We start from the raw sequence: 24,220 nt of genomic DNA on the forward strand, positions 1-24,220 counted from the left end.
TATTATGTTTATGTACTTGCGAGTAAGCGTACCAATTACAATAAGACATGGAAAATATGAACATAACTATACACTCACAAGAAGATTTTGAATTTATGCGCAAGGCTGGCAGGCTTGCTGCTGAAACTCTTGATTTCATTGCACCGTACGTAAAGGTAGGGGTGACAACTAATGAATTAAATGATCTATGCCATGACTTTATAATTAATGCAGGTGCAATTCCAGCACCACTAAATTATAGGGGGTATCCAAAATCAATCTGCACCTCAAAAAATGCCGTTGTGTGCCATGGTGTTCCTGATGATACACCGCTTAAAGATGGGGATATTTTGAATATTGACGTTACGGTGATTTTAAATCGCTGGCATGGTGATACAAGTCGCATGTTTTGGGTTGGCAAGCCATCAATAAAAGCAAAACGTTTATGTGACGCTACTTATAATGCGTTGATGGAAGCAATCAAACAAGTTAAGCCCGGCAATAAGTTAAATGAAATAGGGCTTGCTATAGAGAAATATATTAGAGATTTTGGATATTCTATCGTACGCAGCTACTGCGGACATGGTATAGGAAAAGTCTTTCATGCTCCACCAAATGTAGTGCATTTCTATGATCAAGATGAAGATCTTGTCTTAAAGGAAGGTATGTTTTTTACAATAGAGCCAATGATTAATGCTGGAAAACATGAGACTCTGCTCAGTAAACTCGATGACTGGACAGTAACAACACGCGATCTTTCACTTTCTGCTCAATTTGAGCATACACTTGGAGTAACAAAAGATGGTGCTGAAATATTCACATTATCACCTAAGAATTGGCATTTCCCACCTTATAATTAGATTTTTTTAAATTCTGCTATACTGCAACTATACTTGGTTTACTTTGGGTAATTTTGAAGAAAGCTCACCCTTAATTTGCGATATAGCAACTAGCCCAATTAATGCACAGAAAATCATGTAAAAACTAGCTGAAGTCTCTTGTCCTGTAACCTTGATAATTGTTGTGCATATAAATGGTGCAAGGCCGCCAAAAAATCCAGCAGCTATATTTCTTGATAAACCAAATCCACTGTACCGAACCTTTGTTGGAAATAATTCGCACATAAGTGCACTGACAGGACCAAGCGATGCAGCTATTGGAATTATAAAAAGAATGTGTGCCAGCAAGTATAGCCTTTCTTATAATAGTCCGAATGCGATAAGATATGTGTTTATGGCTATAGCAGGCCAGTAGCATATTACGGTCTGTTCGGATTATTGTAAAAAGAGCTATAATTGCCACTACATAACATTGAAAAAACTGGATAACTCACTATTACAAAAGCTATAAATGCAAATTTCATAACTTTTTCTCTTCCTACCTTATCAGAAAGTATTGCAAACAATATTGTCAATCCTCCGAGCGCAATTTGACTCAGTATTTCCACTATATGATTAAAATGAGTATTTACTGTTAATATTTTATTCATAAGCACATTGAAAAATACCAAATATATATATAGAGAGACGCATTTTCAACCAAGTCAATACCTATTGATATTAGAACAGGCTTTTGTAATTGTTTAATAACTCTTTTAGTGGCAATTTAGACGGATTTTTTTGTCTTTTATACTCTGGGCTTTCATCAAGTATATATCTCATATATATGCTAATTAATCCCATTGCTAAACTGAAAATGAAAGGTAATCTCCACCCCCAAGATTCAAAATCAGATACTTTTTTGCATATGAGTACCGCTATCAGGCTTAATACTGAACCAAAAATTGCGCTTAATACTTCAATGCTGCCAAAAAATCCTTTTTTGTTTTTAGGAGCATGTTCTATTAAAATGGTGCATTTCCTGCTTCTCCTCCAAGGGATATACCCTGCAATAGCCTTAAACAAACTACCAGAATTGATGCTAGTATTCCAATGCTTTGATAACCTGGAACAAAAGCAATTAATACGGTTGATAAAGTCATTAATATAATCGAGAGCAATAAGGCAACTCTTCTGCCATGTTTATCACCAATGTGACCAAATATAGCAGCACCGACTGGTCTCATTAAGAAACCCACTGCAAACACTCCAAAAGCCTTCAATACGCTGGTTAGTTGATCATCCGATGGAAAAAACACACCACCTATTATGTTTATTAAGTGGCCAAAAAGCATGTGGTCATACCACAATAAAGTGTTACAAATCAAACTTGAAAATATTACTTTTGTTATTTGCTACATAATTTCCCTATAGCCTGTTTGATCTTATATATAAAAAAAATGTGAACGTTATGTGAATATTATATTAACAATATTAAACCTTGATTTTAATATTATTGCTCATATATTCCGATAAGATACCATATTTTGGCAAGAAAATCTATGTACATAAATAAAATTGATGTGAAGAGTAGAGTAGAGTAGGATATCTACACCAACTGTACTTAAATTTTTTGATATGACACACACTTCAGTTTTGTTAAAAGAGATGCTATCACTACTATCACCGCAGGATGGTGGCATATACGTGGACGCCACATTTGGAGCTGGAGGGTATAGCAAAGCAATATTGGAGTCAGCTGATTGCAAAGTATATGCAATTGATAGAGATGAAACGGTAACTAAGTTTTATGATGATTTAAGCGTTAGATATTCAGATAGAATAAAACTATTCATTGAGAAGTTTAGTAATATTAAAAATTTATTAGATAGCAACAATATTGAGGGTATCGATGGAATAGTTTTTGACATCGGAGTTTCATCTATGCAGCTTGATAACGGGGATAGAGGGTTCTCATTTTTACATGATGGTCCACTCGATATGAGTATGGATAACTCTTCTTATATAAACGCTTCAACGTTTGTTAACGCTTTACGCGAAGAAGAAATCGCAAATACTATATATAACTACGGAGGCGAACGTCATTCTCGCAAAATCGCAAGAGCAATAGTAAATGCACGGAAGAAGAAAACTATCAAAACTACATTTGAGCTTGCGGATATTGTACGTTCCGTGGTATTTCGTGGAAAAAGCAAAATTGATCCTGCAACCAGAACATTTCAGGCAATCAGAATATGGGTAAACGATGAGCTGGGAGAACTTGAAAAGGGCATTAAAGCTGCATCTGAGATTTTAAGTGAGAATGGCAAATTAATTGTCGTCACCTTTCATTCCTTAGAAGATCGTATAGTCAAAACTTTTTTTAAAGATTTATGTGCTACTGATTGCAAGACATTCTCTCTGCTAAATAAAAAAGTGATCGAAGCAAGTATAGAAGAAGTAAGTGCAAATCCGCGTTCACGCTCAGCAAAACTAAGAGCTATACAGAGGTTGTCGTGAGAACTTTCTGCATCATCTCAATAGTTATGTTTTTTCTTAGCATTGTAGGACTATTTAAGGTAAAATTACATGTTCAGTCATTAAATAGAGAGCTAATAAAAATAAAAAGTGAAATTAATTTAGTGCAAAGTGATATAAAAGTTTTACAAGCAGAATGGAGCTATTTGAATAATCCAAAAAGGCTTGCAAGTCTTGTAAAGAAATACCTGAAAAATAACTCTTTAATACTGGCTAGCCAGGTTAAAAATCTTGACTCTTTAAATGGCAGCAGCGTGCTAGCACAACTTAAAACCCAGAATTAAATTGGTTATATTAAGCCTTACCTTTTACAGACAAGCACACCACAATAAACCTTACTTTAGTATGAAATTGCTTGCGTAAGATTTTGGCAGCCTCTTAACATTTTTTGGCATTTCAATTATGTATTTAACGTTGCATTTTTTTGCGTAGAATACTGCTTTTTCAAGAGAATCAAACTTTAATAAAATCTGTTTTTTTGGATCTTTTGAGCCAACCCAACCCATTAAAGGTTCAATGTAGTAAGAACCAGATTCAATTTTTAGGTGCCAGAAATTTGTATTACCTAAACCAGATTGTGTTGCAGTTCTTGTTGGTCTATAAATCCTAAAAACTACTTTATCGTCAATGCCCATAGTTCTTGTTAAATAAGCTTAAATATATATCCAAATAAATCCTTTCACAAACAATTAGTATGAAAGAATGAAGTTTGAAATAAATATTTTTATGTTATATTATTATTAAATTATATTAAAAGGATTAGCTGAATAGGAGTAACCGATGACGCAACAGGAAATAGTAACAATTAATGCAGAGTTACGTGACATAACAAAAACAAAAGCGATGCATTCTCTAAGGAAGAAAGGAAACATCCCTGGAATCATATATGGAAAGGGCCATAATAATGTAAATTTGACATTGTCTGCAAAGGAATTCACAAAGCAATATAAGTCAGGTTCTCTTTCTGCACATTTGATAGAGCTGAATATTTCGGGCAAAAAGGAATATGCTCTTGTTCGCGATATCCAATTGCATGTAGTAAAGGATACTGTGCAACATGTTGATTTTCAATTTGTTGATAAAGGCAGCGAAATTAAAATAGACATACCTCTATCATTTGTGAATGAAAGTAAAGCCCCAGGGGTCAAGTTAGGTGGAGTGCTTAATGTTTTGTGTCGTTCTATTGCTGTTAAATGCTCTCCTGATAAAATACCTCAGGTTATTGAAGTTGATTTATCCGGTAAAATGATTGGCCAGTCTATACATATTAATGATGTAAAATTACCAGAAGGTGTTAAGTTTGTAGCCCATGAAGAAGAAAATTTTACCATTGTTACAATTTCTGCTGCCGATAGTGACGTTGAAGAACCTCAAGCAGAAACAGAGGAATAGTGGAGCTGATAGTTGGGCTTGGTAACCCTGGTAGTCAATATGAGTTAACTCATCATAATATCGGCTTCATCGCCGTTGATGCAATCTGCAAATATTGGGGTTTTCAGTTGTTCTCTAAAAAAGCCGATTATCTGATAACCTCTGGCATGATTAATGATAATAAAATCATGTTAATAAAGCCTTATTCATTTATGAATAATTCAGGCATCCCTGTTGCAAAAATACGAAACTTTTACAAATTATCGCTAGATAATATCGTTGTCATACACGATGACGCTGATTTGGAACTTGGAAGAATAAAAGTAAAGAAAGGTGGTAGCTCTGCTGGACATAATGGACTTAAATCCATAGATAGTTTTATTGGCAACGATTATTGGCGCTTGAGATTTGGAGTGGGTAGACCTGAAGATCAAAAAAGCTTAGCAGATTATGTATTATCAAAATTTTCAAATTTTGATAATGTTACTCCCTTAGTAGAAAAAATAGCGAAAAATATACACTTAATGCTGCAAGGAGATAATACAGCTTTTATCAATTCGATTATATAATACTACGAAACACAAAAATAAATTTCACATAATTAAAATAACAGATTTCTTGCATAAGCCACAATTGTCATTCAGTAGGAACGAAAAATTTCCTTGACAAACTCCGCCAACCTCCTTATTACAGCATTAAGGGTGTTTATGACTCAAAACTTGTTTTTGACCTGCAGGTTCAATGACAAAATTCAGTAAAAAACTCAGGGTATCTTTTGGCGGATTACATAAAATTATAGCGGCTGCATGTCTTTTAAAATTTTTCTACATTCAGCCAAATCGCGCTTAAACTAAGCGTCAGAACATTATTACAGCGCCAATTTAAAGTATTAAAGGGTCAAAACTCGCACCACGGAGCTTCTTTGCCTTTTTTTTGTTTGGTAAATTTCTTAATGTTTGTAGCTAAACGACAACCGTCATCCCGCTACGTGTTAGCGGGATCTAGAGATACCGCGGCGGTATGACGTGGGAAACCTGACTTGCATTAACTATAAAATAGTGGTTTATATAAACCCCATAGCATGCCGAATGAAGCTTTTTTTGAGAAAATTTGAATTTTCAACTGCAATCAAGCCAAGATTTCTTAGTGCTTTAGCGCAGAATATTCTGTTGGAGAACATCCTATTTAATCCATCAGTTGCAAGCGCCATTGTAAAATTATCAAAGTATCTGTTACGTGAAATTTTCTTTAATAAATAACTACTGCCAACATCAATACCAGATGCTTTTGCGGCAACTACGTGCTTTATAATACTTTCTACATCTCTAATTCCAAGATTAAGCCCTTGACCTGCAACTGGATGAATTGAATGTGCTGCATCGCCGATAAGCAAAACTCTACCCTTATATAACTTTTTTGCGAAAACAAAACTTAAAGGATAAAGTTTTCTTTCACCCTCTAGTTTTATCTCTCCTAAATAAGAACCAAATCTTTTTTTAAGCTCTATAATAAATTCTTCTTCAGACAGATCCATTAGCATTTTTGAAATTTCAGATTTTTCTGTCCAGACTATTGAAGAAGTATGGCCACCCTTCACCGGTAGAATTGCAAATGGACCGCCAGGAAAAAAACGCTCTACAGCTAAGTTTTGGTGATGCAGTTCATGCTTTACATTAAATACTATGCTACTTTGTTTATAATCAAATTTCACTGTCGGTATAGAAAATAACTCTGGTAGTTTAGAGTTTTTGCCTTCAGCGCAGATAAGTAGCGATGATATTAATTCCTGGTTATTATCAAGAATAACTTCCACATATCCTGAATCACAAGCAATTGTTTTATAGGAATGTGGAGAGTATATATTTAGTTTATTCAGAAAATTATTGTTGATTGCATTCCATATAGTAGCATTGTTAATAACATAACCCATTGGTTCTTCACCAACCATTTTGTGATTGTAATGCACAGTAACCGCATCTAATATGCATATATCAAGTATTGGCTCAGCTTCGCTTTCTATAAACTGCCAAATCCCTAATTTTTCCAATATTTTTTTCGAGCCTTGAGAAATAGCAAATGCTCGATTATCATCTACTACACGTGGCAAACTATTTTTTTCAATTACAGCTACAGACACAGAGTTACAACTGAGGCCAATTGCAGTAATAAGACCAAGCAACCCACCACCTGAAATGATTACATCATAATTCATTTTATTTACGCTAATTGTAAAATTATATTTTATCTATTTTGAAAATAGTTTATAGCCTTTCTTATAATAGTCCGAATGCGATAAGATATGTGTTTATGGCTATAGCAGGCCAGTAGCATATTACGGTCTGTTCGGATTATTGTAAAAAGAGCTATAAGTAGAAAAAAGGCAACTCCCCTGTCATCCCAGTAGCCCTCTTCTTGTCATCCCAGTGCGTGACACTGGGATCTTATTTTACTTTATAATGATGTCATTCCAGTCTGGAATCCAGCCTTTCCATAATCATCAAAACGTTGTATTTTAACATAAAACAGCTATTTTTATACTTAATAAAATTCCTGGATCCCAGACTGGGATGACACCCTTCTGGTAGACAATGTTCGTACAGTTGTGGATTCATTCGCGGTATAAATTCCGCTAACTAGTAGCGGAATGACGGTTTTTCAAATTGTAGGTAAACCTAAGCCACTTTAGCTATAACATCTTTAGCAATGTCTTCATAAATCTCTGCCAAATCTTCACTTAGCATTAAAGGATTTCCACAATCAGAAGCATGACATATTTGTGGATCCAGAGGAATCCTGCCTAGGAGTTTGATGCTCAGCTCCTCAGACATTCTTTTTGCGCCGTCTTTTCCAAATATGTATATTTCTGAGTCATTTTGAATGAAATAACTCATATTTTCCACAATGCCAATAATCGGTATACTGAGCTTCTTAAGCATATCATAAATTTTGCGAGCATCGATTAAAGAGAGCTCCTGTGGAGTTGAAACTATTATCGCCCCGGTTAAGTTAAAGTTTTCCATAAGACTTAAATGCACATCGCCAGTTCCAGGTGGTGTATCAACTATCAAATACTCTATATCGGACCATTTTGTTCCCATGAGCAGATTATAAAGTGCTTTTGTGATCATAGGTCCGCGCCATATTGCTGCACGATCCTTGTCAACAAAATAGCCGATTGAAATAGTATGCAGTCCATACCTTTCTATAGGTATTGCTTTTCCACCCTGTATTTCTGGCTTTAATTTTTCAGTGCTAAGCATTTTAGGAATTGAAGGACCATATATATCTGCATCAACCAGAGCAACTTTGTGTTTTAACTTTGCTAATGAGAGAGCAAGATTTAGCGCAACTGTGGATTTACCTACGCCTCCTTTACCAGAGGCCACAATAATTATATTTTTCACTCCTTCGATATGTAATTTAGCTTTTTGTTGCCCAGTTTGTTTTTGACAAGTAGCAACCACGGTCACTTTTGTCACCCCCGGTATAGCTTTAACAGCTTGCTCACAATTTCTTCTTAATTCTTCGTTTGCTTGCGTGTCACCGGCAACTTCAAGCGCAAAACCAATGTCCCAGCCTTTAATAATGATTGAGGATATTATGCCAAGAGCGATCACATCTTTACCGCTTTTTTGCTCTATGACTTTTTTTAAGTTCTCTCTTACAATTTCTTCGTTGATCATTAGCCTTTTAGGTGATTTCTTCCTGAAGTCGTTTAATCTCAGCTTGAGGAAGGCCGGTTGTCTGAGAGATAATATCAATAGAGATGTCAGCTTTAAGTAGGTTTTTTGCTACTTCAATCTTTCCTTCAATCTTTCCCTCATCAAGTTTTTTAGCGAGGATGCCTTCTTCTTTCCGCAGATCCATTATTCTTTCTTCATATGCTACTAAATCTTTTTCATTCCAGCTAAACCTGTCTGATTCATCGTAGGCTAACTTTATTATTGGTGCTTTTTCTGCTATTTTCCTTAAGTCTTCTTCCGTAGTTTCATCTGCATACTGTTGTCTAAGTGAAGAAGGTCGCCCCTCCTCACTCGACTTCAAAACCGTACGTGAGACTTTGCGCCTCATACGGCTTCTCTCTAATTTGGTGCTTGTCATGCACACCTCCTGTGTAATTCATCGTGACAATGTCCATGTAACAAAGATAAGTTTTTGATCATGTTGTTTCGTCTATTCCGGTCTTTGTGATGTATTTCTATTATATCATCACTTTTAAACCATAGTCTACAATTATCACATTTACTTTGTTGTAACTTCAATAGTTTTATTACTCTTAATGGCTTATCTGGTATTTTTCTCAGACGTTTACCCCAATAAACCCAATCACCATCATATGGAGATCTGGTTTTTTGCACTTTGTTTAATAACATGATTGCTGTGTGTAATAAGATGTATCTTGTTACTTGTCATAAAACGCCAGTTATCGTTATTATATTTTTTAAAGTATTTTCTTTTTATCCAGCATTTCCCTTTGTTTGGGTGCCTAAAGACTGCCCTTACCCAGAAAAAGTGGAGAGAAAGAAAGGAGTTTTTTCGGGTAAAATAAAATTTTGGAGGATTAGAAATGGTAAGAGAATATACGGCAGAATTCAAATTGGAAGCTGTTAAGCTGGCAAATGAACAAAGAAAGGTAGGTCAACCAGTTGCAAAAGTAGCAAGAGATCTAGGAATAAGGGATAGTGTATTAGGAAAATGGATGAAGAAATATAACGAAAAAAAGTCAGCGGCAAATGCATTTCCAGGTAGAGGTAACATGGCTCCTTATGACAAAGAGAGGTTTGATTTACAAAGCAAGAGTAACAAGGGAAAGAGACATTTAAAAAAAAGCCCTGGCCAGTCAAAAAGAGTAAAATATTTTTTTATATAGTATAGCTCTTTTTACAATAATCCGAACAGACCGTAATATGCTACTGGCCTGCTATAGCCATAAACACATATCTTATCGCATTCGGACTATTATAAGAAAGGCTATAACTGAAGAACAGTCTATGGCCAGAAGAAGGAAAGCTAATAGATTAGCAAGATCGCAGGGATATACATCCTCTAAAAGAAATCAAAAATTGTTGAACTGGTCAATATTTATAACTAATGTTCCAGAAAATAAAATTAGTGCTGAGCAAGTATTAACGATTTACAGAGTAAGGTGGCAAATTGAGTTATTATTTAAATTGTATAAAAGCCATATCAGGCTTGATAAGCTAAAAGGAAAGCCATGCAGAGTATTATGTGAACTATATGCTAAATTGTGCGCAATTCTTATATTTCACGGCATAGTTGGTTGCACAGAAGTGAAAAAGAATACAGAACTTAGCTTAACAAAGGCATTTATTGAGCTAAAAAGGCGGGTTAGAAAGTTATTTTTAGTATTAACCAAAATTAATAGTTTAAAAGAATTTCTTAAAAAACTCACTATAACTTGGTCGCGATTTTCATTAAAAGACAAACGTAGAAGGGCTAGAGTATCCACTTTATAGCTCTTTTTACAATAATCCGAACAGACCGTAATATGCTACTGGCCTGCTATAGCCATAAACACATATCTTATCGCATTCGGACTATTACAAGAAAGGCTATAACCTCTCTAAATTTGCTCACAATCTCTTAACTTGACGCGTATGCTTTTTTGAACATTCCCAACGAAAAAAGAAAAACAAGGTTTAATTTTCTTTTTTATTTGCGATTTATCTATTAATTAACCGTGAAAGGTTACGTGTAATGCTTCTTCACATAATTATCAATAATTGCCTTAAATTCTTCAGAGACATTATCACCTTGTAAAGTTTTGAAATATTTGCCGTTTTTGTAGACTGCTGAAACAGGTTTTTCTCCATATCCAGGTAAGCTGATTCCCAAATTTGCGTGTTTGCTTTCTCCAGGACCATTTACTATGCATCCCATAACAGCAATGTTCATATGCTCTACACCTGGATTTTTTTTCTTCCACATCGGCATATGAGTTTTTATATAGCCATTCACTTCTTCAGTTAATATACGAAAACGATCGCTGCTCGTGCGCCCACAACCAGGACATGAATTAACCTGAGGGTTAAAGTATCGCAAGCCTATAGACTGCAATATTTCCTGACACACCACCACTTCATTAGTACGCGATTCACCAGGACGTTGAGTCAAAGAAGCCCGTATTGTATCTCCAATGCCATTTTGCAATAAATAAGTAAGCCCTGCTGCGGTATTTACCACACCTTTATTGCCCATACCAGCCTCAGTTAAACCCAAATGCAGCGCATAATTGGAAGATTTTGCAAGTGCCATATAAACTAGAATTAAATCTTGCACTTTGCTAACTTTACATGAAATGATTATTTTGTTTGAATTTAGACCAATTCCTTCAGCTTTTTTTGCACTATCAAGAGCAGACATTACAAGTGCTTTGCGCAGTATAACATCAGAAGGCCTTGAATTACTAAGCGAAGAGTTTTCATCCATTAATTTTTGCAAAAGGTATTTATCAAGACTACCCCAATTTACCCCAATTCTAACCGGAAGATCGTGCATTATTGCATACTCTATCACCCTTTCAAACTTCTCATCACGTTTGTCGCCAAAGCCTATATTGCCTGGATTGATTCTAATTTTACCCAGCATTTTGATGTTGTCTGGATAATCTTGAACTAATTTATCTAGCTCATATTGACCGCAGCCTACCAATATTTTACCGTCAAAACCTTCTTTATTTATCTCTTCTACCATATAAGGTATTGCTCTTGCTACCTCCTCTGAGTTCAAGGCAATTCGCACCAATTCTGAACCTGTACGCGCTAGTTCTGTTATCTCTTTTGCATAATGTTTTGCGCTACTTTTTATATTATCAGAATCTATATGCACACCAAGCGCCATAGATTGTACAACTACAGGATTATTTCCGCCTATCTTTACTTTTCCAACTTCTACAACATGAGTTTTGTGCCTGGAAATTGGCGATAATTCACATGCATCGTCATTCAATATCAGGTCTGTATCTAGCATATTATTAATTGTGATACTATTTTACTGTGTCAGCTACGCTGCCAAACGAACTTGAACCATTCAAACTATAAGCATCTACGTTATCCAAATTAGCAATAGAATCATGTGAGCACGTTCTTCTTGAAGGAGTTTCTTTTACAGTGATATTTATAGGAGAAACTTTCTTTTCTCGTGTTGAAGTAACTTTCTTCCCTTCTTGTTGTTCACTTTCATGCTGCTTACTTTCATACTGAGAAACTGGCTCTTGATCTATAAATACAGCACCCTTTAAACGTGCGATATTAATACCATGCTGATTTATCATAGCGCTCTCTTCATCGTCGACTATGCACGCTTCCATGTCATTTGGCTCATTATCAAGACTAGCAATTTTTTTCTCTTTTAATTTTTTGATTAGATCTTCTTTATTTATAGCTCGATCTTGTGACTTTTTTTTCTTGAGCAATTCCCTACGCTTCTCATACAGTTTATATGACTCAGCAAAATCCTCATCTGTATGAAAGTTTGCACCACCAGGGTTACCAGGAGGTATGTATCTCTTACTGAGCTTAGATTTAGCTCCAGCACTATGCACAGTAAAAAAGCTAGAAACCAAAAACATTAATATAAACAAAACTTTAGAAAAAATCCTAAGCATATGGTGCTATAGTAAATATCGTGTTTTAAAAGATAGCAATTAACAAACTTTAAGTAAACCAGAATCTTTACTAACTTTACAATACAAATATTTTTCTAAAAAGTGATATGTTTACTATCAAAAAATCTACATAGGCTAAGAGAAGAGGAAGATGTTACAAGTTGCGTAACACCTTTTCAAGAAAAGTGTTATGCAGCTATATGTTTGTCAACTTTTAAGTCATCCGTAGTTTTTTAGTACCATCGTTAGCATCTACATTATTAAGTTTTGCGTCTGGTGTATCTTTAGACAAGTTCTTTTCTTTCTCCCTTTCACACTTAACTCCCTGATAGATACAGAATGCAACAAAACTAGTTATCGCTATTACGGCAACAGCAGTGGCTATGGTACAAATTAGTAGTGTTTTTTCTTGATCTGCTACTGCCTCTGCAAGTGTTTCCACTTTTTTTTGCAGGCCGTTTAAGTGCTCTTGCATACCTTGAAACTGCTCAGTACCAATCTTGTCTTTTAATGCACTAAAAACTTTTTCAAACTGCTCAGCATCTATCTTTTGAGCTTCTTGCCATTCTTTTAATGCACTAAATACCTCTTCAAACTGTTTAGCATCTATCTTTTGAGCTTCTTGCCATTCTTTTAATGCACCAAAAACTTTTTCAAACTGCTCAGCATCGATTTTTTGACTTTCTTGCAATTCTGTTACACCTAACCAATTGCACAAAATTCCTTTTACCATTTTAACCCCCTAGTTAATTAATATATTATAATTTTACATTCCCAATGTTTAAATTATTATTAAATTAACTGTCATTATGTATTGACCTTTTAATAATTTTGTTTGACTTGCTTTTTGAAAGTGCGGAAACTTAAATTAAGGTATTACAAGATTGTTATTCAACCAATATCTCTCTTTTCCCTGAGTAATTTGGAGCGCTGACAATACCTTCCTTTTCCATTCTTTCAACGATGTTTGCTGCTCTGTTATAGCCTATTCTAAGCTGCCTTTGAATGTAACTGGTTGAAACTTTTTGATCTCTTTGAATGATGGCCACTGCTTGGTTATAGAGGTCATTTTCTTCATCCTCCGTTTCATCGTGTGACTCTGTAGAAGAATTTTCATCTTCTTTAGTGATTTCCTCCATGTAGTTTGGCTCACCTTGCATTTTCAGATGATCAACTATATCTTGCACCTCATTATCACTTACAAATGGGCCGTGAACTCGAATGATCTTACCACCAGAGGCCATATAGAGCATGTCACCCATGCCGAGCAATTGTTCAGCCCCTTGTTCGCCAAGTATTGTACGGCTATCTATCTTAGAAGTAACAGCAAAACTGATTCTCGTTGGAAAGTTCGCCTTTATCACACCTGTGATCACATCCACAGATGGGCGTTGTGTTGCCATTATGATGTGTATTCCTGCAGCACGAGCCATCTGAGCTAAGCGTTGAATAGAGCACTCTATTTCTTTGCCGGCAACAAGCATCAAATCTGCCATTTCATCCACGATCACTACAATATATGGAAATGTTTCCATCTTGATTGGTATTTTTTCAAACAAAGGTTTGCCTGTTGTTGAGTTAAAGCCAATCTGCACAACGCGCTCCAATTCTATTCCACTATTCATCGCTTCTGTGATTTTTTGATTATAGTTTATGACATTGCGTACATTCAAATACGACATCATGCGATAGCGGTTTTCCATTTCTTTCACGATCCACTTAAGAGCGACTACAGCCTTTTTTGGCTCTGTTACTACTGGCGTTATTAGATGTGGTATTGCATCATATATTGAAAGCTCAAGCATTTTGGGGTCGATCATTATCATCTTGCATTCGTCAGGACTTAATCGATAAACGAGTGAAAGAACCATAGTGTTAATCGCAACTGATTTACCAGACCCTGTGGTTCCAGCAACGAGCAAGTGAGGCATTTTAGTTAGATCTGCAATAACTGGTTTTCCACTTATTTCTTTGCCAAGCGCAATTGGAAGATTTAAGTTTGCATTTTGGTATTCTGGTGATTCAAGCAAATCACGCAGCATTACAATTTCCCGTTCCTTGTTCGGCAACTCTATTCCCATAGCATTTTGCCCACGAATTATTGAAATACGTGCAGAGAGTGCACTCATCGAACGTGCAATGTCATCTGCAAGGCCAATTACTCTTGCAGATTTCGTACCAGCTTGTGGTTCAAGTTTGTATAAAGTCACAACCGGCCCATAGCATACACTGATAATTTTTCCTTGCACGCCAAAATCACTCAGGACTTGTTCCAGCAGAGATAAATTTTTATTGCTCTCCATCTCATTCAGCTGCTTTCTCTGCAAAGACTCTTCTGCTTTAGAAAGTAAATGGATACTTGGAAACTCGAACTCACTGGAAGGTTTAAAAATTTCTTCAGTCTGTCTTTTTCTTGGTTGCTGTCTAGTAGTGACTTGAGCTTTATGTTTTTCTTCTACTACTAATGGTGCAACTGAATATTCAGCAGTTTTACGTGATCTGAAGAATAGAACATTTACAAATAAGCAAGCTATTTTTTTGAATAGGAAAAATATAGAGTAAGTTGTTCTCTTCCAACCAACCAATCCTACAAGACCTATTGATGTTACTATCACAAATACATAAAACGGACAGTGATTAACGAGTACATTCCCTATTATTCCACTGTGTCTGTACCTTGCAATGACGCCTAGCGAAAGTTGTGGTAATATAGCACATATCCCTAAATTGATTAATATTAAACAGAGAATTTTCAGCAGCCTTTTTGCTGGCCTGAAGATCAACAAGTAAACTATGGTTGTAGCTATTGTAACACTAGTTAATCCGAGAAATTGAACCAATATATCAGCTAAATATGAACCTACTATTCCACCTAAATTTGTCACTTCCTCATTTGTAGCCGTGTTTAAGGAAGGATCTTTATAGTTATAGCTAAAAACTGATATAGATATATATATATATATATATATTAAAAGGGATAGATATATTGCTGATTTTAGACATTTTTTTAACATCTACCTAAAGTAGTAAGCTACTGTATATTTTACAAAGTGAATTGTTATTAGCAATATCATTATAGATAAATCTAATCCGTTGAACGGTGGTATATATCTTCTAATAATCTTTAGTGGTGGATATGTCAATTGGTTCAAGATGTGCATTATGCTACTGACAGTTTCATTATATATGTTCACCATATTAAGTTTAACCAGCCAGTTTAGGACAACCCAACATATTAGAATGAAGCTATAAAGATCAAGTAACGTATTGAGTAGATATATGATTGGATGCATACATATCTATTACACGAAAGTTATATAAAAGACAAGTATTTAGCCTTTTCAAACTCAAAATGTTGTTTTTGCTGAACCAAAAAAAACTTCATTTTTTGAGCTGCGCAAAGCCACCTAAAGTAGAGAATGGACAAGGAAGGAGGAGTGTATAATATATATTAATGTTGATATTTATTTCTTATAAATATCAACTCTATGTCCTATCTCTGTGATAGTTATAGCTCTTTTTACAATAATCCGAACAGACCGTAATATGCTACTGGCCTGCTATATCCATAAACACATATCTTATCGCATTCGGACTATTATAAGAAAGGCTATACTATATGATCTAATTGATTTACTCTGTAAATTACACGATAGTCACCAACTCTTAGCCTTCTACGTCCTTTTAAGTTATGATGTAGTGGTTCACCAAAATTTATTGGGTCAACTGTAAGACGTTCTTTTATAGCCTTTTGAACTCTTAGCCTTATTGTCTTTGGAAGGTTTGGTAAATCTTTTTCAACAACACTCTTTAGAGACTTAACCTTGTAACGCTCTAATCCCACTTAATATCTTCAAAATCAACTGTTTCTGCACCTTCAACATCACGCTCACCAGAAATTTTAGATACTAAAAAATCCTCCATTTCAAGCTCAACTGCTTCTCTAAATAGTTTTCCTGCTAATTCTTGAACGGGCTGTTTAGTAAATTCAGATAATTCAGCAAGATGCTTTAAAGTTTCTTCGCTAAGAGCTATGTTAATGCCTGAATTTGCCATATGTTTTACCAAAGTCCACTAATAATTATACAACATTTTTTTTAATTTTTCAATAAAGAAAGGAGTGGTGTATAAAAATATATTTAATGTTTCAGTAGGTCCAATATTGCCTGCTTGTAAATATTGTCCCTGTGTCCTATTGAAACAATAATTACTATACGTTTTGCAGTATTTACACGGTAGACAATACGATAATCATCAGCAACTTTTATTCTTCTATGTTCCTTTAATCTCTTGCGTAGCAACACACCGTTACCAATAGGATCAGTCTCAAGATACTCTTTTATTGCATCTTTAATACTTGGCTTTACATCTTCCGGCAAGGAAGACAAATTTCTTTTAAGAACATGCTTTAGATATTTAATGGTGTATTGCTTATTTCCAGATGTCTTCACTATCCTCTACTTCTTCTGCATCATCAGAATTTAACTCCCTAATAATTTTGGAAAATGCAATATCTTCCGCTTCAAGTTCGATTGCTTCCTTGACTAGCTTTTCTGTTAATTTTTGAACAGACTGCTTGGTGGCTCTAGCTAGTTCAACAAGATGCTGCGAAGTTTCTGGGTTGAAAGTTACACTAACTTTTGAATTTACCATAAGTTTTACCAAAGTCTACTACTATAGCTATTTTACAACATTTTTTTTAATTTTTCAATAAAGAAAGGAAGGAGGGCTGTATAAAAATATATTTAATGTTTATCAAGTAGCCTTCTCATAAATGGTGTCTCTATGTCCTGCTGTAGCAACAAACACCTTATGTTTTGCAATATTTACAGTATAAATAATTCGATAATCACTAACCCTTGTTCTTCTATACCCTTTTAGCCTGCCACGTAATGGTTTACCAAATTTAATTGGATCAGTTGTAAGCCGCTCGTTTATCGCTTTTGTAATCCTTGATCTTATTGTTTTTGGAAGATTTAGAAAATCTCTTTCAGTAAAGTTTTTTGAGTAGACAATATCGTATTTCAGTTTATGTCCTCTCCCTTTCAGATAGTACTGTGTTCCAGTCTACATCCTCACATTCCTTAATAGTTTTATATAACGCAATATCTTCTACTTCGCACTCGATTCCTTCGATGACTAACCTTTTTGCTAGTTCTTGAACGGATTCCTTGGTGATTTCAGCTAACTTAGTAAGATTATGTGAAGTTTTTGGGTCAAAAGTTATACTAATTCCTGAATCTGTCATATGTTTTACCAAAGTCTACTAATAATTATACAACATTTTTCTGAATTTTTCAATAAAGGAAGTTGATGATATGTAAGAAAAATTTTGCCACCTGCGTTAATAAATAATTAAAGATTTAGCATATTTATCTACCCTCTATTCTATTGCTTAAGTTAGACCACTTTTTTCTATTAATATTTTTTGTTTATAAAGATGAGCAGTTACTCATCACGCAGTTGATCTATGGATATAATACTACCGTTTGATAGTTTTTCAGTACATTTTTCACTTTTGTATTCTTTATCAGAGTCGATACTGATTTTGTCAAATATTAAAACATCTCCTGAAATTTTATCACGAAACTCACTAATAGCAAAAAACGGTATAGTAATTCGCTCTTGTTTTCCTTGAAAACTCAAACTGACGCTAAATTTATCCTCAGAAACTTTTAAATCATAGAATTGATGCTGTAATATAATAAGCATTTGAGTAGGGTATGACTTTTTCAAACGATCTGGCATGGTCACACCATTAAAATATGTGAAAAATAATATTTCTAAGTGAGGGATAAAACCATTACCTGATATAACATCTAAAGTCTTTTTGATAACTTGAAACTTAGCAGAATTGAGCAGTTTTTTGTAATCTGTTTGCTCCATATAACTTTCACATACGTAAATTTTGGGGGAACTTCTGTTACCCGGCGTTCCCTAAACCGTGCTTTAGTAATAAACCGGTTGTGCTAAATTAAGCAGCAACACGATATTCTTCAGCAGCAAAATTATCGTTTGCATTTAAATTATGAACTCTTAGCGGTGGTGTCTAACCGAGCAAAGCTACCATCTTTACTATGCATGTCGATCCTTAATCGCCCCCGTATAATTAAAAAACATGGTGGAGGCGCCGAGCACTGCCCTCGGGTCCAATACACCTATTACAAGGTAATTTTATTGCTATAGTACACAAAATGTACATAGCTATTATATAGCAACATTAAATAAATGTCAAGATATTATGACCTTAAGTTGATTTATTGCTAAAACAAAATTAATATTTCCAGTAAAAAATTCTGTGCTCTTAACCTGACACATATGGCTTTTTGAATACTCCCAATGAAAATATTTATAAATAAATATTTACTCTTCTTTTTTATTGTTTTTAGGTTTTTCTTGATCAACCATTTCTCCACCGATCTCTTTTATTTTTAGTATCAACGACTCTGGTACATACATGTCAATTACTTCTTCTGCTGTCACAAATAAAGCCTGATAAGAGTGTGAATTTATTATCCAATTAGGCAATATGTCTTCTGCTTCTATTTTATACTCTCCCTCTTTTTTGTCATATACTGTGTAGCAATATAAGTGCACAGCAAAAAATAATACATAAGAGAGCAATATTCCTTTAAGCACTCCGAGAAAGATTCCAGTAACTCTATCGATAAACCCCAACCTTATGGGTAATAATATGTACATTAGCCAGTTATTTATTATCATGAATATAAGATTAAGTATAATAAATACAGAGATTGTAGAAAGTATGTTTAGTGTAACTTTAGAATCAAAATATTTACTATAATTTGGAGTGAAAAAATCATAGTGATTAGCTGTCAGAAAGACCGATAAAAATAGAAACATTAGTGCGCATAGCTCTTTTATAAAGCCTCTAGTTACCGAGATTATTACGCATAGAACAACAATGAAGATAATTAGGCTATCGAAAAGCATGTTTTATATCTATATGGTTTTCAAGATATAATAGTTGTAAATAACAAGGTTGTAAAATTAATTGTATTTATGCTGCATCAATTGATCTAAATACCTAGCGATCATGTCAATTTCTAAATTCAAATAATCATTTACTTTGTTGTACTGAAAAGTTGTATTTTCCCATGTATAGGGAGTGATATTTACTGTAAATTCCTGATTAATAACTGAATTCACTGTGAGGGAAACCCCATCTAGTGTAACGGAGCTTTTTTTTGCAACAAATTTAATTAATTCTTGTGGGCACGATAGTTTGATTTCATGAGAATCTAAATTTTGATTAATTGTTAAAAATTTTACTATCCCATCAACATGACCCTGAACCAGGTGGCCATCGATCTTATCGCTTAATCTCATTGCTTGTTCGAGATTTATTTTTTTTCCTATTCTCAACGTATTTAAGTTAGCAACCTTCATAGTTTCTTGAGATGCTTGGACTGTAAATATATCGCTCATTATATCAACAACAGTTAAACACACACCAGAGCAAGCTATTGAATCTCCTTTATTTATAGAGGATAAATTTTGTGTCTTGATATGGAAAATTTGATCAGAGTTGGAGTGAGTGGTAGTATCAGTTATAGTCCCGATATCCGTGATAATTCCTTTAAACATATGGTGAAAATAAATAATTTTACCATGAAAGATCTCTTAGGACAACTTGTTTACATTTTGGGTAAGTTTAAATACGAGAAGGAGATTTGTTCTGTTCAATAGATTCTATAGAATATTCAGAATATATAAAGCGAGCTAAATTCAAAATACACAGCGCGATTAATATTGGCAACCCTATGTTCAATGCTAACCCAATACTTTCCCTTTTTTCTGGTGGCACTAATCCTTTTAACATTGACACTTTTCCTAATGGAAAATGCCATAAGCAAAGTGTTGATGCAGATGCTACTATTATAAATAGACAAAAATAAGCCTTTTTTGAGGAAAATACAGTTTTTAACGGTGATTTGAGTGTAATGTTAGTAGGTGGTAGAGTTTTAGCTTCATTTGTTGCTGGTGAAAGATCTTTAATTGGTAAAGGGTTTGTAGATTTATGAGGAGTATTTTCATGTTGTGGAGAAGGTTGTTGTATATAAACACCTGAAACTAATTTAAGCAATTGCTCTTTTTTTTCTATATACTTGTTTTTGTAAATATTCTTTACCTAAAAGTGAGTTACTAAGAGGTTGTGGCCTTTCGAGTATCTGTAATACTTCTGATATTTCGCCTGGCTCTAATATTGCATGTAATTGTTTATCTTGAAAGTAAACAATATTGAATACTGAGCTGAAAATATTGCAAAATGTTTCTGGATCTTGATTTTTGTATCCACTCATCACTTCAATAAATATTTTATCGAGTTTTTCCCCTGTGCTCAATTTGGTTATCTATCATAGCTACTCTAGCATCATTTTGTGCTTGTTTTATGGCTAATGGTTTTTCTTTCTCTGATAGTTCTTTGGTCTGCTTTTTTGACTTCTTTTTTCTGTTAGCCTTAAAATACTCTGTGTGCGAAGTAGTTTGACCGAAATCAGAAATAAGCATTGTGACGTCTTCTATTCTTCTTTCGTCGATTCCATCTTTTTGTGTTACCTTGTCCTGTTTTGTCTCTTGAAGTGTTGGATGGTAAGTCAAAGCCCTCTGGTTTCGTATGGACAGTTTTGGTGGCTGTTGAAAGAAGAATTGTATTGTATTAAAAAAATTGGATAGCCGAAAAGAAGATCCAAACCAAAAAAAATTGTCACGTATTGCAGCAACAACTATTGGAACCCGCATCACTTGCTTTTTACTACTTGTTAAATTATAGCCAAACAGGACTGTAACTGGTACGATTTGTTTATTTTGTGCATTTTTTTGGTTAGTTTCACTCTGTTCTTTTTTGTCTTCATTTTCAGTTTTTTCTGCATGTTGTAGCTTTTCATTTAGAAATAACTCGATTTGGTACAAGTTGTCCAGGTTAATGTTTTCAACGTCTGTTTGTAGCGTTATCGTTGTGCCCTGCAGAAGGATTTGAGGCGGAGCACTATTTACGAATTCTTCTACAGTTTTATAACTGTTAGTTTTACAGTAGTTATTATATAGTTCACTGCTTTCTTTGGGCACTTTTATGTTGGCTGTAAATTTTTTTTCCCGGGAAAGGCAGATTTTGAAAAAATCAATTAAAGGGTTTATTCGAAATAATCTTATATTAAAGGTGTCTTTATCTGTTGCTGTTAGCTCAAATGAAAATTTTTGTATATTGCTTTCAATACTTCTCGAGCGAATAGCACTGATCTTAATTGTTTCGCTAGAAAATGCTTTACTTATGTTTCTGGATTTTTCCTTAAAGAGCTTAGGTAAATCCTCTATTTTATACTTATTCTTAGTTTCAGTGTTACTGTTGTGCATAGTTGATACAGCAAATTCATCAACGCAAAGGTAAATGAAAAAGATTAATTAGTCAATAAATTAATAATCAGAATAGGGCAATTTTTCGGATTGTTGATGATATTTAAAATTTCACTATAATGAAAGTTTAAGCCAGCGTTTTTAAGATGAATAAAGAGTTATTAGATGACATACTTTCACTTGAAGATAAAGCAGTTTCCGAAATTGAGAATGCTTCTTCTTTACAAGATTTAGAAAAAGTTAGGCTATCATATTTGGGAAAAAAGGGTGTAATTAAAGCTTATTTTGACAACTTAAAAGAGATAGAAGACGCAGGAAAAAAGCGCAATTTAGGCGAAGTCATCAACGTTTTACGTAATAAGCTAGATCAGCTTATAATGAATAAGGAGAATATACTAAAAGCCGAAGAAGTTAACTTTAAATTGCAGAACGAGGCAGTTGATATCACGTTGCCTGCGAGGCCAGAAAAAATTGGCAAGGTCCATCCACTCAGTAAGGTTCTAAATGAAGTAAAGCTTATTTTTGCACATATGGGTTTTAAGGCAGTTGATGGCCCTGACATTGAAGATGAATTTCATGTATTTGATGCACTGAATACTCCAAGTCATCATCCTGCACGAGAGGAGCAAGATACCTTCTACTTAAAGAATAAAATAGATGATAAAAGAATGGTACTGCGCACTCACACCTCATCTGTACAGATTAGAACCATGGAAAAAACAAAAAAATTCCCAATTAAAATAGTAGCCGCAGGTAGAGTATACAGAAACGACTTTGATGCAACTCACACCCCTATGTTCCATCAAATAGAGGGGTTATATGTCGATGAGAATGTCAATATGGGCCAGTTAAAATTTACTATTCATCACTTCCTTAATAAGTTCTTTGGCAATAAAGGGCTGAAGATACGTTTTCGTAATAGTTTTTTCCCTTTTACCGAGCCTTCTGCGGAAGTGGACATAAGTTATAAAGGTAGTAAATGGATAGAAGTACTGGGATGCGGTATGACGCATCCAAATGTATTTCAAAATGTTGGAATAGACCATACTAAATACAACGGTTTTGCGTTTGGCATTGGTATAGAAAGGCTTGCAATGCTAAAATATCAAATTAGCGACCTGAGGAGCTTTTATGACAACAAAATCAGCTGGCTTGATCATTACGGTTTTCATTTTTCATCTTTAAGATAAGTGATAAGTAAAACTCATACGTTCGTTATACTTGCTGCAGGGCATGGCAGGCGGATGAATTCAGATTTGCCTAAGGTCCTGCACAAAATAGGCAATTTTTCCATGCTCCAGCATGTCATTTACAATGCAAAACAGTTAAATCCTGAAAACATAGCTGTTGTAGTTGATCTGCCTTTAATTGAAAGACTAAAGTGCTTTGAGGATATACAGTTAATTACACAAGAATCAACACTCGGCACGGGAGATGCAGTCAAAACTGCGATGAGAAACCTGAAAGAATTGCCAGATTCGAACATAGTTGTTGTGCAGTATGGAGATACTCCGCTCATAAAAAGCAGCACAATAACTAAAATGGTTAGTTGCTTAGAAGGCAAGGCTCTAGTTTGCCTAGGTTTTAGGACAAGCAATAAAGAATACGGTAGGTTAATTATTGAGAATGGTTCCTTAAGAGAAATCGTAGAAGCAAAGAGTGATAAAAATAATCATGAAGAATTTCTTGCAAATGCTGGAATAATGGTTGCATGTGCAAAGAATTTACGTGAATTGGTGGAGAAAATAGAGTGCAATAGCTCAACTCATGAATATTACTTGACCGATATAGTTTCCATTGCAGTGAAGAGTAATTTAAATGTCGGTTACGTTATTACCGGTGGAGAAGAAGCAACGGGAATAAATAACAGAAATGACCTTATAAAAGCTGAGTTTTACTTTCAAGAAAATAAAAGAAAAATTTTTACCGACTCCGGAGTAACGCTTGTTGCACCAGAGACTGTTTTCTTTTCTCTTGATACGCAAATTGCCAGAGATTCAGTGATTTACCCATATGTTTTTTTCGGTACTGGAGTGAAAATAGAGTCTGGTGCGAAAATACTGCCATTTTCGCATTTAGAAAACTGCTTAATTAAAAGTAATGCTGAGGTCGGTCCATTTACCAGAATACGGGGAAACACAACAATTGGTAATAAGGCAAAAATAGGAAATTTTGTGGAAGTGAAAACAAGTGAAGTTGGTCAAAACACTAGAATAAAACACTTAAGTTATATAGGAAATGCTAAAGTAGGGCAGGAGAGTAATATAGGAGCAGGCACTATTGTTTGTAATTATGATGGGAAAAATAAACATGAAACGAATATAGGGAGCAATTGCTTTGTTGGCGCCAATAGCTCACTAATTGCGCCGCTTAATATTCATGATGAATCTGTAATTGCAGCAGGTAGTGTTATAGTTGAGAATGTACCAGAAAAAAGCCTTGCAATAGCAAGAGAAAAGCAAGTAACTAAGAGAATAAAGTAGTCTAATTTAATTATGTTGTTGTGTCATTT

The 24,220-nt window shown here is 34.6% G+C and carries 27 protein-coding genes, 1 other RNA gene and 3 pseudogenes; 9 read left to right on the forward strand and 22 right to left on the reverse strand.

Going from position 1 to position 24,220, the window contains the following annotated elements; genetic code table 11:
• Nucleotides 1–56 precede the first annotated feature (56 nt).
• The gene (gene map, locus OPR46_RS02245) at nt 57–839 is read left to right on the forward strand and encodes a type I methionyl aminopeptidase (protein WP_265043807.1); all 783 of its coding nucleotides are present in this window, start codon (nt 57–59) and stop codon (nt 837–839) included.
• A 27-nt stretch (nt 840–866) separates the two neighbouring features.
• Here map and OPR46_RS02250 read toward each other — a convergent pair.
• A pseudogene (locus OPR46_RS02250) lies at nt 867–2,152 on the reverse strand (MFS transporter).
• Nucleotides 2,153–2,435: 283 nt separating this feature from the next.
• Between OPR46_RS02250 and rsmH the strand changes: the two are divergent.
• A complete protein-coding gene (rsmH, locus tag OPR46_RS02255; RefSeq protein WP_265043809.1) occupies nt 2,436–3,317 on the forward strand; it encodes a 16S rRNA (cytosine(1402)-N(4))-methyltransferase RsmH in 882 nt (293 codons plus the stop codon).
• On the forward strand, nt 3,314–3,619 hold the full coding sequence (ftsL, locus tag OPR46_RS02260; protein WP_265043811.1) for a cell division protein FtsL: 306 nt from the start codon (nt 3,314–3,316) through the stop codon (nt 3,617–3,619). The genes rsmH and ftsL overlap by 4 nt, the downstream gene beginning before the upstream one ends.
• A gap of 51 nt (nt 3,620–3,670) precedes the next feature.
• Here the strand turns inward: ftsL and OPR46_RS02265 are convergent, their stop codons facing one another.
• Nucleotides 3,671–3,970 (reverse strand): ETC complex I subunit, encoded by a 300-nt coding sequence (locus OPR46_RS02265; protein ID WP_265043812.1) that lies wholly within the window; start codon nt 3,968–3,970, stop codon nt 3,671–3,673.
• A 145-nt stretch (nt 3,971–4,115) separates the two neighbouring features.
• Between OPR46_RS02265 and OPR46_RS02270 the strand changes: the two genes are divergently transcribed.
• Both OPR46_RS02270 and pth read left to right on the forward strand, forming a co-directional pair.
• Nucleotides 4,116–4,727, forward strand: coding sequence for a 50S ribosomal protein L25/general stress protein Ctc (locus tag OPR46_RS02270; RefSeq protein WP_265043813.1), 612 nt, complete (start codon nt 4,116–4,118; stop codon nt 4,725–4,727).
• Nucleotides 4,727–5,275, forward strand: a complete 549-nt coding sequence (pth, locus tag OPR46_RS02275) for an aminoacyl-tRNA hydrolase (protein ID WP_265043815.1) — start codon at nt 4,727–4,729, stop codon at nt 5,273–5,275. The genes OPR46_RS02270 and pth overlap by 1 nt, the downstream gene beginning before the upstream one ends.
• A 494-nt stretch (nt 5,276–5,769) precedes the next feature.
• Here pth and ubiH read toward each other — a convergent pair whose 3' ends face one another.
• From ubiH to OPR46_RS02295, 4 genes and pseudogenes are all read right to left on the reverse strand, one after another.
• The gene (ubiH, locus tag OPR46_RS02280; protein ID WP_265043817.1) at nt 5,770–6,918 is read right to left on the reverse strand and encodes a 2-octaprenyl-6-methoxyphenyl hydroxylase; all 1,149 of its coding nucleotides are present in this window, start codon (nt 6,916–6,918) and stop codon (nt 5,770–5,772) included.
• A 460-nt stretch (nt 6,919–7,378) separates the two neighbouring features.
• Nucleotides 7,379–8,389 (reverse strand): Mrp/NBP35 family ATP-binding protein, encoded by a 1,011-nt coding sequence (locus OPR46_RS02285; RefSeq protein WP_265043819.1) that lies wholly within the window; start codon nt 8,387–8,389, stop codon nt 7,379–7,381.
• Nucleotides 8,390–8,396: 7 nt separating this feature from the next.
• Nucleotides 8,397–8,708, reverse strand: a pseudogene (locus OPR46_RS02290) (nuclease/transposase family protein); the annotation flags it as partial.
• A 95-nt stretch (nt 8,709–8,803) separates the two neighbouring features.
• Nucleotides 8,804–9,079, reverse strand: coding sequence for an HNH endonuclease signature motif containing protein (locus OPR46_RS02295; RefSeq protein ID WP_264723744.1), 276 nt, complete (start codon nt 9,077–9,079; stop codon nt 8,804–8,806).
• Nucleotides 9,080–9,273: 194 nt separating this feature from the next.
• Here OPR46_RS02295 and OPR46_RS02300 point away from each other — a divergent pair, with 194 nt between their 5' ends.
• Together OPR46_RS02300 and OPR46_RS02305 are read left to right on the forward strand one after the other, a co-directional pair.
• A complete protein-coding gene (locus OPR46_RS02300; RefSeq protein ID WP_151807816.1) occupies nt 9,274–9,576 on the forward strand; it encodes a transposase in 303 nt (100 codons plus the stop codon).
• 37 nt (nt 9,577–9,613) lie between these two features.
• Entirely contained in the window at nt 9,614–10,183 is a 570-nt protein-coding gene (locus OPR46_RS02305; RefSeq protein WP_406833324.1) for a transposase, read from the forward strand.
• 232 nt (nt 10,184–10,415) lie between these two features.
• On the opposite strand, the gene ispG is transcribed toward OPR46_RS02305, so the two are convergent.
• The 16 genes and pseudogenes from ispG to OPR46_RS06555 all read right to left on the reverse strand — a co-directional run bounded on the left by ispG (nt 10,416) and on the right by OPR46_RS06555 (nt 21,708).
• Complete coding sequence (ispG, locus tag OPR46_RS02310; RefSeq protein WP_265043822.1) at nt 10,416–11,696, reverse strand: flavodoxin-dependent (E)-4-hydroxy-3-methylbut-2-enyl-diphosphate synthase; 1,281 nt, start codon at nt 11,694–11,696, stop codon at nt 10,416–10,418.
• 16 nt (nt 11,697–11,712) lie between these two features.
• Nucleotides 11,713–12,333, reverse strand: a complete 621-nt coding sequence (locus OPR46_RS02315; protein ID WP_265043824.1) for a TRP75-related protein — start codon at nt 12,331–12,333, stop codon at nt 11,713–11,715.
• A 214-nt stretch (nt 12,334–12,547) separates the two neighbouring features.
• Nucleotides 12,548–13,066, reverse strand: a complete 519-nt coding sequence (locus tag OPR46_RS02320; RefSeq protein ID WP_265043826.1) for a hypothetical protein — start codon at nt 13,064–13,066, stop codon at nt 12,548–12,550.
• Between the two features lie 154 nt (nt 13,067–13,220).
• Nucleotides 13,221–15,347: an FtsK/SpoIIIE family DNA translocase gene (locus OPR46_RS02325; protein WP_265043828.1), complete on the reverse strand. Its 2,127-nt coding sequence runs from the start codon at nt 15,345–15,347 to the stop codon at nt 13,221–13,223.
• Nucleotides 15,348–15,626: a YggT family protein gene (locus OPR46_RS02330; RefSeq protein WP_006279515.1), complete on the reverse strand. Its 279-nt coding sequence runs from the start codon at nt 15,624–15,626 to the stop codon at nt 15,348–15,350.
• A gap of 317 nt (nt 15,627–15,943) precedes the next feature.
• Nucleotides 15,944–16,177: a type II toxin-antitoxin system RelE family toxin gene (locus OPR46_RS02335; protein WP_265043829.1), complete on the reverse strand. Its 234-nt coding sequence runs from the start codon at nt 16,175–16,177 to the stop codon at nt 15,944–15,946.
• A complete protein-coding gene (locus tag OPR46_RS02340; RefSeq protein ID WP_320109362.1) occupies nt 16,168–16,389 on the reverse strand; it encodes a hypothetical protein in 222 nt (73 codons plus the stop codon). The genes OPR46_RS02335 and OPR46_RS02340 overlap by 10 nt, the downstream gene beginning before the upstream one ends.
• Nucleotides 16,390–16,472: 83 nt before the next feature.
• Nucleotides 16,473–16,721: a type II toxin-antitoxin system RelE family toxin gene (locus OPR46_RS02345; protein WP_265021295.1), complete on the reverse strand. Its 249-nt coding sequence runs from the start codon at nt 16,719–16,721 to the stop codon at nt 16,473–16,475.
• Between the two features lie 43 nt (nt 16,722–16,764).
• Nucleotides 16,765–16,986 carry a hypothetical protein gene (locus tag OPR46_RS02350; protein ID WP_095742622.1) on the reverse strand — a complete coding sequence of 74 codons (222 nt, stop codon included), beginning with the start codon at nt 16,984–16,986 and terminating at the stop codon, nt 16,765–16,767.
• A 102-nt stretch (nt 16,987–17,088) separates the two neighbouring features.
• On the reverse strand, nt 17,089–17,382 hold the full coding sequence (locus OPR46_RS02355) for a type II toxin-antitoxin system RelE family toxin (RefSeq protein ID WP_320109363.1): 294 nt from the start codon (nt 17,380–17,382) through the stop codon (nt 17,089–17,091).
• On the reverse strand, nt 17,363–17,581 hold the full coding sequence (locus OPR46_RS02360) for a hypothetical protein (RefSeq protein WP_006279413.1): 219 nt from the start codon (nt 17,579–17,581) through the stop codon (nt 17,363–17,365). The genes OPR46_RS02355 and OPR46_RS02360 overlap by 20 nt, the downstream gene beginning before the upstream one ends.
• Nucleotides 17,582–17,781: 200 nt before the next feature.
• Nucleotides 17,782–18,219 (reverse strand): ClpXP protease specificity-enhancing factor SspB, encoded by a 438-nt coding sequence (locus OPR46_RS02365; RefSeq protein ID WP_006279412.1) that lies wholly within the window; start codon nt 18,217–18,219, stop codon nt 17,782–17,784.
• Nucleotides 18,220–18,242: 23 nt separating this feature from the next.
• Nucleotides 18,243–18,572: a transfer-messenger RNA gene (gene ssrA / locus OPR46_RS02370) on the reverse strand.
• Nucleotides 18,573–18,696: 124 nt separating this feature from the next.
• Entirely contained in the window at nt 18,697–19,287 is a 591-nt protein-coding gene (locus OPR46_RS02375; protein WP_015588828.1) for a CvpA family protein, read from the reverse strand.
• A 57-nt stretch (nt 19,288–19,344) separates the two neighbouring features.
• Nucleotides 19,345–19,941: a riboflavin synthase gene (locus OPR46_RS02380; RefSeq protein ID WP_265043833.1), complete on the reverse strand. Its 597-nt coding sequence runs from the start codon at nt 19,939–19,941 to the stop codon at nt 19,345–19,347.
• A 67-nt stretch (nt 19,942–20,008) separates the two neighbouring features.
• A pseudogene (locus OPR46_RS06555) lies at nt 20,009–21,708 on the reverse strand (hypothetical protein).
• Nucleotides 21,709–21,854: 146 nt separating this feature from the next.
• On the opposite strand from OPR46_RS06555, the gene pheS reads away from it, so the two are divergent.
• Together pheS and glmU are read left to right on the forward strand one after the other, a co-directional pair.
• Nucleotides 21,855–22,898, forward strand: coding sequence for a phenylalanine--tRNA ligase subunit alpha (gene pheS / locus OPR46_RS02400; protein WP_265043840.1), 1,044 nt, complete (start codon nt 21,855–21,857; stop codon nt 22,896–22,898).
• Nucleotides 22,899–24,191 (forward strand): bifunctional UDP-N-acetylglucosamine diphosphorylase/glucosamine-1-phosphate N-acetyltransferase GlmU, encoded by a 1,293-nt coding sequence (glmU, locus tag OPR46_RS02405; RefSeq protein WP_265043841.1) that lies wholly within the window; start codon nt 22,899–22,901, stop codon nt 24,189–24,191. It begins immediately after the preceding gene.
• Nucleotides 24,192–24,220: the final 29 nt, after the last annotated feature.

This window comes from Wolbachia endosymbiont (group A) of Scambus nigricans (assembly GCF_947251485.1).
Lineage (GTDB): Bacteria > Pseudomonadota > Alphaproteobacteria > Rickettsiales > Anaplasmataceae > Wolbachia > Wolbachia pipientis.

Excerpts from the sequence above, each read along its gene's own strand:
- OPR46_RS02285 (WP_265043819.1), bottom strand. The coding sequence starts at position 8,389 with ATGATCAACGAAGAAATTGTAAGAGAGAACTTAAAAAAAGTCATAGAG.
- OPR46_RS02360 (WP_006279413.1), bottom strand. The coding sequence starts at position 17,581 with ATGACAGATTCAGGAATTAGTATAACTTTTGACCCAAAAACTTCACAT.
- OPR46_RS02270 (WP_265043813.1), top strand. The coding sequence starts at position 4,116 with ATGACGCAACAGGAAATAGTAACAATTAATGCAGAGTTACGTGACATA.
- OPR46_RS02265 (WP_265043812.1), bottom strand. The coding sequence starts at position 3,970 with ATGGGCATTGACGATAAAGTAGTTTTTAGGATTTATAGACCAACAAGA.
- OPR46_RS02340 (WP_320109362.1), bottom strand. The coding sequence starts at position 16,389 with ATGGCAAATTCAGGCATTAACATAGCTCTTAGCGAAGAAACTTTAAAG.
- OPR46_RS02300 (WP_151807816.1), top strand. The coding sequence starts at position 9,274 with ATGGTAAGAGAATATACGGCAGAATTCAAATTGGAAGCTGTTAAGCTG.
- OPR46_RS02365 (WP_006279412.1), bottom strand. The coding sequence starts at position 18,219 with ATGGAGCAAACAGATTACAAAAAACTGCTCAATTCTGCTAAGTTTCAA.
- ispG (WP_265043822.1), bottom strand. The coding sequence starts at position 11,696 with ATGCTAGATACAGACCTGATATTGAATGACGATGCATGTGAATTATCG.
- OPR46_RS02375 (WP_015588828.1), bottom strand. The coding sequence starts at position 19,287 with ATGCTTTTCGATAGCCTAATTATCTTCATTGTTGTTCTATGCGTAATA.
- OPR46_RS02320 (WP_265043826.1), bottom strand. The coding sequence starts at position 13,066 with ATGGTAAAAGGAATTTTGTGCAATTGGTTAGGTGTAACAGAATTGCAA.
- OPR46_RS02305 (WP_406833324.1), top strand. The coding sequence starts at position 9,614 with ATGCTACTGGCCTGCTATAGCCATAAACACATATCTTATCGCATTCGG.
- ubiH (WP_265043817.1), bottom strand. The coding sequence starts at position 6,918 with ATGAATTATGATGTAATCATTTCAGGTGGTGGGTTGCTTGGTCTTATT.
- pheS (WP_265043840.1), top strand. The coding sequence starts at position 21,855 with ATGAATAAAGAGTTATTAGATGACATACTTTCACTTGAAGATAAAGCA.
- rsmH (WP_265043809.1), top strand. The coding sequence starts at position 2,436 with ATGACACACACTTCAGTTTTGTTAAAAGAGATGCTATCACTACTATCA.
- map (WP_265043807.1), top strand. The coding sequence starts at position 57 with ATGAACATAACTATACACTCACAAGAAGATTTTGAATTTATGCGCAAG.
- OPR46_RS02325 (WP_265043828.1), bottom strand. The coding sequence starts at position 15,347 with ATGTTAAAAAAATGTCTAAAATCAGCAATATATCTATCCCTTTTAATA.
- OPR46_RS02380 (WP_265043833.1), bottom strand. The coding sequence starts at position 19,941 with ATGTTTAAAGGAATTATCACGGATATCGGGACTATAACTGATACTACC.
- OPR46_RS02330 (WP_006279515.1), bottom strand. The coding sequence starts at position 15,626 with ATGCATCCAATCATATATCTACTCAATACGTTACTTGATCTTTATAGC.
- OPR46_RS02295 (WP_264723744.1), bottom strand. The coding sequence starts at position 9,079 with ATGTTATTAAACAAAGTGCAAAAAACCAGATCTCCATATGATGGTGAT.
- OPR46_RS02315 (WP_265043824.1), bottom strand. The coding sequence starts at position 12,333 with ATGCTTAGGATTTTTTCTAAAGTTTTGTTTATATTAATGTTTTTGGTT.
- OPR46_RS02350 (WP_095742622.1), bottom strand. The coding sequence starts at position 16,986 with ATGGTAAATTCAAAAGTTAGTGTAACTTTCAACCCAGAAACTTCGCAG.